This is a genomic window from Bacillus sp. CH_48 (assembly GCF_038008465.1).
GTDB classification, from domain to species: domain Bacteria; phylum Bacillota; class Bacilli; order Bacillales; family Bacillaceae_G; genus Bacillus_A; species Bacillus_A thuringiensis_S.
Window position 1 is genome coordinate 3,902,057 of sequence record NZ_JBBOZF010000001.1, and the last position, 12,505, is coordinate 3,914,561.

Below are 12,505 nucleotides of genomic sequence, written 5' to 3' on the forward strand. Positions count from 1 at the left end.
TATGAACATCATCACAATGGATACAATCTATTATGTATTAGGGATAATCGTTGCTTTTATCGCTGTTCGTATCGCATTCGATTGTGAACATCCCAACAGATTCGGTTCTAGTTTATTTTGGGCATTGTTTGCAGTTACATTTTTATTCGGAAATGTAATTCCTTCGTTTTACGTTGGCTGTATCGTGCTCGCTATGGTCGTTTTAGCCTCGCTAAATAAAGTAACAAAATCAGAGGAAAAAGAAGTTCCAGTACAAGAGCGTGTAAAACATGCTGAGAAATTAAAAAATAAAATTTTTATGCCTGCACTATTAATTCCTATTTTTACAATTATCGGTACGTTGACCTTAGGGAAAATTAAATGGGGAAATGTCTCTCTTGTTGATCCAGATAAAGTAACATTAGTTGCATTAGCGCTTGGTGCATTACTCGCATTCGTTGCGGCGATGCGTATTACAAAATCAAAAATAACAACGCCTGTACAAGAAGGAAGCAGACTATTGCAAGCTGTCGGCTGGGCTGTAATTTTACCACAAATGTTAGCAGCACTTGGCGGTATATTCGCGAAGTCTGGCGTTGGACAAGTTGTTTCAGATTTAGTCGGACAAGTGTTACCGACAGAGTATCCGTTCGTTGCTGTTATGGCGTATTGTTTAGGAATGATGCTTTTCACAGTCGTAATGGGAAATGCATTCGCAGCGTTTGCCGTTATTACTGGCGGAATTGGTTTACCTTTAATTGTTCAAATGCACGGTGGGAATCCAGCAATTATGGCAGCACTCGGTATGTTTGCTGGATATTGCGGAACGCTACTTACGCCAATGGCAGCAAACTTTAATATCGTTCCGGCGATGCTGTTAGAACTAAAGGATAAAAATGCAGTTATTAAAGCACAAGTACCAATTGCTCTTTCAATCTTTATTATCAATATGTTTATTATGTACGGCCTTGTATATCGTTTCTAATTAGGAGGGAAAACTATGAAAACAGTATTATTAACAGGATTTGATCCGTTTGGCGGAGAAAGCATCAACCCAGCTTGGGAAGTAGCAAAAAGTTTGCATGAAAAAACAATTGGAGAGTACACGATTATTAGCAAACAAGTCCCAACGGTATTTCATAAATCAATAAAAGTATTAAAAGAATATATAGAAGAACTAAACCCTGAAATGATTATATGTATCGGACAAGCTGGGGGCAGACCAGATATTACGATAGAGCGTGTCGCAATTAACGTTGATGATGCAAGAATTGCTGACAATGAAGGGAATCAGCCCATAGATGTGCCAGTTGCAGAAGAAGGACCAGCTGCTTATTGGTCTACACTTCCGATGAAAGCAATCGTAAAAAGACTGCAAGAAGAAGGTATACCAGCTTCCGTTTCACAAACAGCAGGTACATTCGTTTGTAATCATTTATTCTACGGTCTCATGCATGAACTAGAGAAGCGTGATAAGAAAATAAAAGGCGGATTTATTCATATTCCGTTCTTACCAGAACAAGCGAGTAAATATCCAGGGCAACCGAGTATGTCACTTTCTACTATTCGTAAAGGGATCGAATTGGCAGTTGAGGTAACGACAACAGTTGAAGTAGATATTGTAGAGGTTGGGGGTGCGACGCATTAAATAAAACGAATTGTACAACACCTTCTGTAAACAACTGGTATAATAAGTATAGGAATATACATAGAGGTGATTTTTGTGCAACAATTTGAAGAAGTACGTTCAATTTTAGAAAAAGCGAAGAAAATTACAGTATTAACAGGCGCTGGTGCAAGTACGGAAAGTGGTATTCCAGATTTTCGTTCAGCAAATGGATTGTATGCTGATGCGAATGTGGAGATGTACTTATCAAGAGGGTACTATAACCGAAGTCCGAAAGAATTTTGGAAGCATTATAAAGAAATCTTTCAAATTAATACGTTCCATCAATATAAACCAAATCGTGGCCATCGCTTTTTAGCTGAGCTAGAAGAACAAGGGAAAGATATTACGATTTTAACGCAAAATATTGACGGTTTACATCAATTAGGTGGCAGTAAGCACGTCATTGATTTACATGGAACACTTCAAACAGCACATTGTCCAAAATGTAAATCAGGCTATGATTTACATTATATGATTGATCATGAAGTACCGCGCTGTCAGAAGTGTAATTTCATTTTAAATCCAGACGTTGTTTTATACGGAGATACACTGCCGCAATATCAAAATGCGATGAAACGTTTATATGAAACAGATGTACTTCTCGTTATGGGAACGTCATTAAAAGTACAACCTGTCGCTTCATTCCCGGAAATCGCAAAGAGGGAAGTAGGAGCAACAACTATTTTAGTAAATGAAGAGTTAACAGAACAGGAATATAACTTTGATTATGTTTTTCAAAATAAAATTGGTGAATTTGTTGAAGGATTATCTTCAATGAAATAAGTTATCGAAAAAACTGAGGTATCCGCCTCAGTTTTTTATTTGAGTAATCACTGTTTTAAGCCATATGAAAACATTTTGATAATGTAGTAACCACATCTCTATAATTTATAAAAATCAATTTGCCCCATTTTTCTTTTAGAATAATATTCATGTTATTGTGCATTAAGGGAATGGTAATAAATAGGATAATTAATTAAAAAACTGAAAATTAAATCTTTTATTTCTTTTGTAATTAATATAAAATTCTATATATATCATATAAATAAATTTGATACATAATGATTTTGCGTAGAAATGTTAATAGAATGAAGCGAGGGAGCGAAATGAGACAGAAAAAGGAGCAGAAGAAACAATCGAAAAAGAAAAAGACTCATATTCCTTTTCGGTTAAATGTACTATTTTTTATTGTCTTTCTTTTATTTTCAGCTATTATAATTCAATTAGGTAAAGTACAAATCATTGATGGAGAAACGTATAGAAATGAAGTAAACAAAAAGGAAGATGTAACGGTAAGCACTCCCGTTCCTAGAGGGAAAATGTTTGATCGGCAAGGTCACGTTATTGTAAATAATAAACCATTGCGAACCGTTACATATACGAAAATGAGAGGAGTAGACTCGAAAGAAGTTTTACAAGTAGCAAGAGATTTAGCCAAGCTGATTGAAATGTCGCAAGAGGACATGGATAAGTTAACAGAGACAGATAAGAAAGATTTTTGGATGCAGTTAAATGAAAAGCGGGCAGCAGCGAAAGTAACGAAAGAAGATGAGAGTAAATTTAGAAAGCAAGAAATAGAAGGAAAAGAATTAGATAAAAAAGTAGAAGAACTGCGCCGGGAAAGAATTACACAAGAAGAATTAAATGAGCTTTCAAAGGAAGATATAGAAGTATTAGTAATTAAAAGCAAAATGAATGCGGGATATAAAATGACACCGCAAATCGTTAAAAAAGATGTAAGTCAAAATGAATATGCTGTCGTTAGTGAAAGATTGGCAAGTTTACCGGGGGTAGATACGACAGTAGATTGGGAACGAGAATACCCAAATGATAAAATACTGCGCTCTATACTAGGTAGCGTTTCTAATGAAAATGAAGGGTTGCCAAGAGAACAATTAGATTATTATTTAGTTCGTGATTATAATCGAAACGATCGTATTGGTAAAAGTTACATTGAAAAACAATACGAAGATGCACTACATGGAACGAAAGAACAGTCTAAAAATATTATGGATAAAGCAGGGAAAATTGTTCGAACAGAAAAAGTGACCGAAGGAAAAAGTGGAAATAACTTAATGTTAACAGTCGATATGGATTTACAGAAAAAAGTAGAGGGAAGCCTTGAAAAGAATTTACGAGCTTTTCATGCTGCAGAGCCGATGATGGATCGTGCGTTCGTAGTAATGATGAATCCGAAAAACGGTCAAATTTTATCAATGGCAGGAAAGAAAATTGTAAATAAAGATGGCGGTATGCAAATAGAAGATTATGCATTAGGAACGATGACAAGTTCTTATGAGTTAGGATCAACTGTAAAAGGTGCTACTTTATTAGCTGGATATCAAACAGAAGCGATTAAGCCATATACACATTTCTTTGATGCACCAATGTATTTTAAAGGAAGTTCTAAGCCGAAGAAATCGTGGAAAGAATTTGGGGATATTGATGATTTAAGAGCTTTACAAGTTTCATCAAACGTTTATATGTTTAATACAGCTTTAAAAATGGCAGGCATTAATTATGTCCCAAATAATCCATTAGATATTAAACAAGAAACATTTAATAAAATGCGCTACTATTTTAGACAATTTGGCCTAGGTGTGTCGACTGGTATTGATCTGCCAAATGAAGCAATCGGTCAAGTAGGTAGAACTGATAACATACCCGGATTTTTACTTGATTACGCGATTGGACAGTATGATACATACACGCCGCTTCAGCTTGCTCAATATATTTCCACAATTGCAAATGGCGGTTACCGAATGAAACCACAAATTGTACAAGAAGTTAGAGAGCAACCGAATAGACCAGAGGATGTAGGAAAAGTCGTTCGGTCGATTGAACCAGTTGTATTAAATCGAGTGGATATGGACACTTCGTACATTAATCATGTAAAAGAAGGGTTTAGAAGAGTTTTTCAAGAAGCTGACGGAACAGGTACCGGAACGTTTAAAGGTTTACCATATAAACCAGCGGGAAAAACAGGAACAGCTGAGACAGTATATGGTGGAGAAAGTGATATTGGAAGAGATGAGAATAACAACCGAAAAAAATGTTATAATTTAACTCTTGCCGGTTATGCACCATATGATGCTGATCCGGAAGTAGCTTTTTCAGTTGTTGTACCATGGGTGAATGATGATAAATCAGGAATTAATTCTGCGATTGGTAAAGAGATTTTGGATGCGTATTTTGAATTAAAAACAAATAGATCAAATACAAATTCAATTCCAGTAGAACAACCGAACAAGGCACAGTAAAAATAGTATCACTGCATGGAAACATATTGTGCAGTGATATATTTTTTGAGTTAAAAAGCGCTTTATAAGGTGGGAATGGATATGAAAAAGGAAATTAAGAGAGGCTGGGGAAAGTACATACTATTTATATTGGTGATGGTAATAGGCTACCATTCTTTTACTTTATGTAAAGTGGAAGGGGAATCGATGCAGCCGACTTTATATGAAGCAGATTACGTATTTGTAAATAAAGCAGTAGTACGTCTTTCTAATTTACAACGCGGAGAAATTGTTATTATAAAGGAAGCGGATGAATCGAAATATTATGTGAAACGTGTAATAGGGCTTCCGGGTGATGTAATTAACATAACGAACGGAAAGGTATATGTGAACGATAAAAAGCAAGAAGAACCATATACGAACAAAGATTTATTTAACAACACACAAGTGTTTTATAACTTTCAAAAGACAAAAATTCCGCCAAATAAGTTATTTGTAATGGGAGATAACCGCGAAGTAAGTAGAGATAGTCGAAATGGCTTAGGATATATTGAAGAAGATAACATAATTGGCAAGGTGGAATTCGTATATTATCCTTTTTCAAAAATGAAAATGATAGAATAAGTGGGGGAGAAGCAAAACCCCACTTATTAAAGTTTCACTTTATTTTCTTTAAAAAACCTTTTGGATTAAATGATATGAAAAATTTATGTTTAGACTCGTCGATTATGAAGTTATTATTTTTAGTTAAAAACTCATCCACAGCCTCCATCGGACCAGGACCCCAATCGGGAAGAAGCGGATTTCCATTAATGGAGGTATCTTCTACAATCATATAACTGCCAGTAGTGACGATAGATTTATATAGTAATAGTTCTTTGGATACATGCTCTTTACTATGATCAGAATCTAAAATAACTAAAACCACATCATCAGGTTTGCGCATGCTTACTATTGTTTGGACGGCCTGCACAGAAACAGAAGAGGCTGTTAAATACGTAATCCGATTATGTGATGGCCGATTTGGCTGCGGAGTTATATCGATAGTAAGTACGTGACCTTTTCCAATTAAATCTAACATAGAAGCTAAATACAGTGCACTACCACCGTGAAAAGTCCCGCATTCAATAATTAAATCGGGCTTTAATTCATAAATAATTTCTTGATACAAAAAGAGGTCAGAGGGAAGTTTACAGATTGGAACTCCGAACCAGTGTGTATCGTTTAACCACACGAGGCTGTTGTAATATTGGTTTAGAAATTCATTGCTTATATTATCGATTTTAAATTCTCCTTTCTAAAAAGGATTCTCTCGTTTGACGTAAAGTGTTTACGCATGAAAGTTGTACTATATATTATGTAGTAAGGAATTGTAAGGCGAGTGTTTTTACTTGAAAATAAGCCAAATAACTCATGTGGAAAATGAAAGGAAATGATTGTATGTACAAATACACAATTTGTTTTATTAGAAAAAGCGATAAAATACTGCTATTAAATAGAAATAAAAAGCCGAATATGGGGATGTGGAATGGTGTTGGAGGAAAAATAGAAGATAATGAAACGCCATACGAAGGAATAATTAGAGAAACGTTTGAGGAAACGGGTATAGAACTTTCAAGTGTAATGTATAAAGGGACTGTTGGTTTTAAAGGTAAAGATGAGCCCCAGGCTAGTGAAGGAATGTATGTGTTCGTTGCTGATTTGCCAGATGGAATGCAAATGAATACACCATTTCGTACGGCTGAAGGATTATTAGAATGGAAAGAAATTGATTGGATATTAGATGGTGATAATAGAGGTGTTGTTAGCAATTTACCAAAATACTTACCGACAGTATTAACAGAAGAAAATAAGTTAAAACATATATTCACGTATGATAACCGGAATATTATTCATTACACAACTGCATGTTTGACAGAAGATGATGCGAATAAGCGATATGAAAAACAACTCATTTCTCAATAGAAGAGGATAGTGAAAAATCACGTTTTTGCTCTCATTATATATGCGAGGTGATTATATGTTTCAGAAATACAATTCATTGGTCAGAATTGTAATATATATGATATAACTTTTCTTATGGTGAAAGAGTAGAGAATATACGTAAACGGAACAAAAAGGAGGTGGCTTTGCCACCTCTTTTTGTTAGCTACGAATCGCCTTAATTATAAATCGATGTTGATTCACATCTAAATATCCTTTTTGCAAAATAATCTCATGTATACGATATAACTCCTCAAAGTACTTTTCGACAGTAAAATCAGGAATTTGCCACGGAATTGCTTTTAAATAATAGATGATAGCGCCAATATCATAAAAACGTTGGAAAGGGAATTCTTCTTTTGCTTCTAAAATAGTAAATCCATTTTGGTTTAACTCACTGCATGCAGTTTCGAGAGACCAATTTGCAAACTCACTATTTAGAGGCGTACCCAATTGTTCATTAAGTTCAACGCAATCAAGACCGCCAACTTGTTGTGTAAGAAATGTTCCATTAGGAGAAAGTATTCTATTTACCTCAGAAGCAGAATAGGATTCATGTTGATTCAGAATGAAATCAAACTGTTCATTTTGAAATGGTAAAGCAGTATCATCACTTACTGCCACAACTGTAACCCCTAAAGGTTCTAATTTCTTCTGAGCAATTGGCACGTTTGGAGCGTAGCCCTCAGTAGCGAATGTAGTTGACGGGAACGGTTGTAACATAGATAAAAACTCTCCGCCACCAGTACCCATATCGAGCATTGATTCTGCACGTTGCATAAGCTGAAAAGCAGTACTGCCGTACGACCACGATAATGGCTCGCTCTTCATTCGACCCGTTTCTGAAATGAAAGAAAAATCCCAGCCACTAAAGTTTGTATTTGCACTTTCTAATAAAGTTAAAAATAATGGATCACGTTTCATAAATTTGTCCTCCTATTTTTTAATGGATAATATGATGAGAAAAGAAAAAGGGAGGACCTCTTATTAAAATGAAGCAGTTTTATGTTTCATGTTCGAATAGATTCATATAAATTCGCTCCTTGTGAGAATGGTTATTTATATATTCGGGATAAATAAGTGGAAATCCTTTGATCAAGAGCTAGGGAATTTAGTAGATATGACTAAGGAAGTTCTAAATCGCTTGGAAAGCATGATAAGTGATAAAAATATATTAATTGGAATGCACCGAGAGAAATAATCGTTATTCACGAAAAAATATAGATGGAGGAAGCTTTGTTAAACCTGTTGAAGAATGCAATAGAACATTCTAAACCAGGTGGTAACATAATGATTTAGGTCAAAAATTCTCCAATCTATATCGAACTAGTGATCCAAGATTTTGGAGAGGGAATTTTAGCTGAAGAATTACCTCATATTTTTGAACGATTCTATAAATCAAGTAGTTCTAAAAAGCTTGGCTCGAATGGAATTGGGTTGGCACTTGTCAAAGCTATTATTTAGGCTAACTAACATATTGTATGTTTCAGTATCTATTTTATAAAAAAGAAAATAGATGTAACGGTCCTCCTTTTAATAAAAAAATCCTATAAAAATATAGTGCTCTTAAAAAATTTTGTTACAAATTTGTTTTGTTTGACTTTAAAAAAGGAAAGTAATATTTATTTGTAGAAAATTTTTAAGGATAAAAATAGGATGAATATCCATGGTAAGAAAAAGGGGGCACTTAAATGTTAACAAATGATTTAGATTTTCGATTAGAACCACGTTTAAAAGAACTGTATGAACAACATAAAATAAGAGCGCAGAAGATAGACTGGGCTTATCATGAGTTTTTACCATGGGATAAGGGAATGGACTTTAAAAGAGTTCCTTGGGATGAAAGTCAAGTTACTCTCCCTTCTGGTGTAATTACGGCCATTGAAACAGCTTTATTAACAGAAGTGAATTTACCATGGTTTACAACGTATTTATCTGCGACTTTTAAAGGTTCCCTTTCTGTTATTACAGACTTTATTCATACTTGGACCTCAGAAGAGGATCAACATTCGAATTTATTAGAGACATATTTACTACTCACTCGAAGTGTAAACCCTAAACGTATACATGAATTAAGAAAATCAGTCGTTGAGTGTGGATTTGAGCCTGATTTTCATACACCAATCGAAGCCATGACATATACGACGCTACAAGAACTTGCAACAATGGTGTTTTACAATAATGTAGCTAAGGTGGCAAGTAAGCATGATCCAGATCTTGCTACATTATTACGCCGTCTTGCAAAAGATGAAACACTTCATTATGCGTTTTATCGAGACGTTATTCGAACACATTTAGAATTGGAACCAAATTATTGCTACCATATTGCCAATGTGATTAGGAATTTTAAAATGCCAGGTGCCGTCATGCCTGATTTTGAAAATAGAATGGCTGTGATTGCAAAAGAAGCAAACTATGGCCCACTACAATATTTTGATCAAGTACTTGATGTAGTGGTTGAGTATTGGGGGTTAAAAGATTTACGACCAATTGCCCCTCTAGCAGAAAAAGCAAGAATTGAGATTTTGGAGTATCATATAAGATTGAAAAAAATACGGGATCGATTTGGCCGTTTTCAAGGGGAAATTGATCTACGTTAATGGGTGGAGATTTCAGGATATACGCGTATGGATTCCCTTTTCTTTTATTGGAAATCTCGAACGCTCTTTGGTATTTTACGGCTGTTTTACTTGATTTAACTTTTGAAGAAAAAAGTAATTGACACATAAAATAAACTTGTGATATTATTAAATATTTGATAAAAAATAACATATGTGTTAAGCTTGAAAAGGTTACCACATATGGAGGTGGATTATATGTTTCAAATTGGCGATAACATTGTTTATCCAATGCACGGAGCAGGTATAATTGAAGCCATAGAAGAAAAAGAATTCTCAGGGGAAAAACAACAGTATTATGTCATCAAAATGTCAATCAGTAATATGCAAGTCATGATTCCTACGGGTAAAATATTGAATTCGAATATACGCCCAGTTACTGATATACTTGCATTAAAACACATTATACACATTTTTCAGCATGAAGAATCATGTAAATTACTGCCGTGGAAACAAAGGCATAAAGTGAACACGGACAAAATAAAAACGGGTGAAATACAAGAAGGTGCTGAAGTTGTACGCGATTTAATGCGTATGAAGAAAGAAAAAACACTGAATACAAGTGAAAAAAAATTGTTGGATGATGCATATAAGTTTTTGGTCAGTGAACTAGAATTAATTAAAGGAATCACTGAAAATCAAATAAAAAGTTTCTGTTAAGGTTTATTATAGATAATGTATTATATCTCCCGAAAACATCCTGAATTTTTCGAGAATATGATGAGTATTAAAAGTAAATCATTTCAAAGACATTCAATTTCTTCAACTCACTTTTAGAGTAGGAACCTCTTTTGTTATTACTTCAATCTAATCCATTTTTATTTTTAAATTTATTTTACGAACATTCGAAGTTTCATTAAATAACTCGATTAAATAGTCACTTGATTTTTGCAATCCTGATTCACACTGGCACGGACAAGGAGCCGTAAGGATGAAAGAGAGGTAGGGCTTTCATTGTTTTAGGTAATATACTATCTAAGTCATTATTTCTAGAAGAAAAAACAATCAATCTCACCGCCAGCTTTAAGAGTTCCTTACATCTACTGAGACAGTGAATAGTAATTGTTTATCTTCTTTACGTAAAATTGATAAACGAACTGGTAACACCATATGGTAAACTACAAAAAATGGTTTCCAGACCAAGAAACCATTTTTTATTTTATTTACATAACAATAGTAAATTAAGCAGTAAGAAGGAGTCCGCACATGAAAAAAATGTTAACAAAAGAATTAAGTAATGAATTAAAGAAGCGAGAAGGGATTATTTCTATTACAGTTGAGCCTTATGAAAAAATCGAAGTTGGTGGAATTCGTGTAGATGGACCAGCTATTATTCTAATTAATCAAGAATAGGTAAAAATAGTTGCATGCAAGGAGAAAAGGATCAGCCTTTAAGAAAAGGGGGATCCTTTTTGCTTGCTGCAGCTAATATGGGATATACATAACTTTTATCTGATGTGTTGGGGTTAAAAGGAAGAAGAGGATGGAGATTATCATGGTGGAAAGCTTAATATTGGTAGGATTTCTTTTTACGTTATATAAATTAGTTGATAAAAAAACAAACTAATTATTTAAAACGATAGATTGTTTCCTTTTTAAGGGCGAGATTTATCTGAGAGTGAAATGGATCATCTAAAGGAGGAATTAAAATGGATGCAAGGAAAGAACGCATAAAATACGAGAAGATGTCAAAGAATTATGATCGTATTTATTTAGTTTCGTTTATCCTATTAATTGTACTTGTTTGTAGTAGTGTGATTATCATAGGAGCTACAGGCGGAAAATATGGAGTGTTTTTATTGTTAGCAATTTTACTTAACGCACGTATTACGAAAGAATCTCAAAAAAAGTATGAGCACTATTCTAATAAAGGGCGTATTTAAAATGATACATAACCAGAAAGGAACAACCTAGATGTATATTCAAAATATCCCTTTATCATCTCCTATTAACTAGTAAAAGTAACTTTATATAAATCATTTTTTTAGCAATGTAGAAATAGAAACCGTACCCTATTAAAATGTTATTTCCGTCCATATAATGAATTATCCTTCTAGCATATTTATAAGATTTATATCATATATTAGTAGAAAGAATGCAAGTTAGAAAGGAGTTTTATAGAATGAGTTATTTGGAGGGAAATGACTTTAGTAAACAAAATATGGTAAGTGTGCCTAATCCCTATGTATATCAGACATTACAATCAGTAATTGGTAAACATGTGGTTATTGAAACTGTAAGAGGCAATATAAGAGGTAAATTAAAGGATGTGAAACTAGATCATTTGCTCATTGAAGATACGGTGCCATATATTGTACGCATTCAACAAATTGTATGGATTATGCCAAAACAATAATCACATGTAATTTGATTTATAATAGATTAGCATTATAAATCAAATAAAAACACAGGGTTTTATCTCTGTGTTTCTTCAAATTTTCGTTTTTGGATATATGCTTGAGCATGGATAATTTCTTTCTGAAGTTCTTTTAATTCTTCCGTAGATCCAGATTCAATCCTCATGTACGTAGTAACTAGACTAATCATCATATCCATCTTCTCTACTATATTTTGAATGACCTGTTCAGATTGCTCTTTTTTAGGGTGTTGTATTGCTATTAGAGCATTTTCTATATAATTGTTCTTTCTTTGCTGGATATCATAAATAAACTGTTTTGTGTTTGAGTTCATTTGTTATTCCTCCGTTTTGGATATACTTCTATTCTATCATATTTGAATGGTGAATATTAGATTCCCCTAAATATACACCTGTCACATACATCTCCTCAAATATAGAAACTAATTCCTTAACGTACAGGGAGCTAATCAAAATATGTTAATTTTGTGTCTAAACGTACAATTTTCTTTTTTGATATGGTGAGCCCTAATTGTAGTGCCCAATCCGATGTAAATTCCTCAATAACAACAGATTTTTCCATATCTCTAATACCCTTATGTATTTTGTGCTTGAATATAATATCAGATTTAGATAAGCAAAACTATTTCAAGTGAATAGA

14 protein-coding genes and 1 pseudogene are annotated in these 12,505 nt (G+C 33.8%); 12 read left to right on the plus strand and 3 right to left on the minus strand.

The window, feature by feature from the left end; genetic code table 11:
- Nucleotide 1 precedes the first annotated feature (1 nt).
- From N2V92_RS19540 to lepB, 5 genes are all read left to right on the plus strand, one after another.
- Nucleotides 2-964 carry a DUF979 domain-containing protein gene (locus N2V92_RS19540; protein ID WP_042598216.1) on the plus strand — a complete coding sequence of 321 codons (963 nt, stop codon included), beginning with the start codon at nucleotides 2-4 and terminating at the stop codon, nucleotides 962-964.
- 15 nt (nucleotides 965-979) lie between these two features.
- Nucleotides 980-1,627: a pyroglutamyl-peptidase I gene (gene pcp, locus N2V92_RS19545; protein ID WP_000859749.1), complete on the plus strand. Its 648-nt coding sequence runs from the start codon at nucleotides 980-982 to the stop codon at nucleotides 1,625-1,627.
- A gap of 75 nt (nucleotides 1,628-1,702) precedes the next feature.
- Nucleotides 1,703-2,431, plus strand: a complete 729-nt coding sequence (locus N2V92_RS19550; RefSeq protein ID WP_042598214.1) for an NAD-dependent protein deacylase — start codon at nucleotides 1,703-1,705, stop codon at nucleotides 2,429-2,431.
- 323 nt (nucleotides 2,432-2,754) lie between these two features.
- On the plus strand, nucleotides 2,755-4,908 hold the full coding sequence (locus N2V92_RS19555; protein WP_001249189.1) for a peptidoglycan D,D-transpeptidase FtsI family protein: 2,154 nt from the start codon (nucleotides 2,755-2,757) through the stop codon (nucleotides 4,906-4,908).
- Between the two features lie 81 nt (nucleotides 4,909-4,989).
- On the plus strand, nucleotides 4,990-5,511 hold the full coding sequence (gene lepB / locus N2V92_RS19560; protein ID WP_000711484.1) for a signal peptidase I: 522 nt from the start codon (nucleotides 4,990-4,992) through the stop codon (nucleotides 5,509-5,511).
- A 34-nt stretch (nucleotides 5,512-5,545) separates the two neighbouring features.
- On the opposite strand, the gene N2V92_RS19565 is transcribed toward lepB, so the two are convergent.
- Nucleotides 5,546-6,169 carry a cephalosporin hydroxylase family protein gene (locus N2V92_RS19565; RefSeq protein ID WP_265736909.1) on the minus strand — a complete coding sequence of 208 codons (624 nt, stop codon included), beginning with the start codon at nucleotides 6,167-6,169 and terminating at the stop codon, nucleotides 5,546-5,548.
- Between the two features lie 158 nt (nucleotides 6,170-6,327).
- Here N2V92_RS19565 and N2V92_RS19570 point away from each other — a divergent pair, with 158 nt between their 5' ends.
- Entirely contained in the window at nucleotides 6,328-6,852 is a 525-nt protein-coding gene (locus N2V92_RS19570) for an NUDIX hydrolase (protein ID WP_000280180.1), read from the plus strand.
- 180 nt (nucleotides 6,853-7,032) lie between these two features.
- Here N2V92_RS19570 and N2V92_RS19575 read toward each other — a convergent pair whose 3' ends face one another.
- Nucleotides 7,033-7,794, minus strand: a complete 762-nt coding sequence (locus N2V92_RS19575; RefSeq protein WP_000817594.1) for a class I SAM-dependent methyltransferase — start codon at nucleotides 7,792-7,794, stop codon at nucleotides 7,033-7,035.
- 163 nt (nucleotides 7,795-7,957) lie between these two features.
- Between N2V92_RS19575 and N2V92_RS19580 the strand changes: the two are divergent.
- From N2V92_RS19580 to N2V92_RS19605, 6 genes and pseudogenes are all read left to right on the plus strand, one after another.
- Nucleotides 7,958-8,331 (plus strand): annotated as a pseudogene (locus N2V92_RS19580) (sensor histidine kinase); the annotation flags it as partial.
- 230 nt (nucleotides 8,332-8,561) lie between these two features.
- The gene (locus N2V92_RS19585; protein ID WP_000957093.1) at nucleotides 8,562-9,470 is read left to right on the plus strand and encodes an acyl-ACP desaturase; all 909 of its coding nucleotides are present in this window, start codon (nucleotides 8,562-8,564) and stop codon (nucleotides 9,468-9,470) included.
- A 216-nt stretch (nucleotides 9,471-9,686) separates the two neighbouring features.
- On the plus strand, nucleotides 9,687-10,148 hold the full coding sequence (locus tag N2V92_RS19590) for a CarD family transcriptional regulator (RefSeq protein ID WP_000486293.1): 462 nt from the start codon (nucleotides 9,687-9,689) through the stop codon (nucleotides 10,146-10,148).
- A 546-nt stretch (nucleotides 10,149-10,694) separates the two neighbouring features.
- Nucleotides 10,695-10,841 (plus strand): BC1881 family protein, encoded by a 147-nt coding sequence (locus tag N2V92_RS19595; RefSeq protein ID WP_000738546.1) that lies wholly within the window; start codon nucleotides 10,695-10,697, stop codon nucleotides 10,839-10,841.
- 296 nt (nucleotides 10,842-11,137) lie between these two features.
- Nucleotides 11,138-11,371, plus strand: a complete 234-nt coding sequence (locus N2V92_RS19600) for a hypothetical protein (RefSeq protein WP_000340032.1) — start codon at nucleotides 11,138-11,140, stop codon at nucleotides 11,369-11,371.
- A 239-nt stretch (nucleotides 11,372-11,610) separates the two neighbouring features.
- Complete coding sequence (locus tag N2V92_RS19605) at nucleotides 11,611-11,844, plus strand: YuzF family protein (RefSeq protein WP_000120816.1); 234 nt, start codon at nucleotides 11,611-11,613, stop codon at nucleotides 11,842-11,844.
- Between the two features lie 59 nt (nucleotides 11,845-11,903).
- Here N2V92_RS19605 and N2V92_RS19610 read toward each other — a convergent pair whose 3' ends face one another.
- Nucleotides 11,904-12,179, minus strand: a complete 276-nt coding sequence (locus tag N2V92_RS19610; RefSeq protein ID WP_001087712.1) for a hypothetical protein — start codon at nucleotides 12,177-12,179, stop codon at nucleotides 11,904-11,906.
- Between the last annotated feature and the right edge of the window lie 326 nt (nucleotides 12,180-12,505).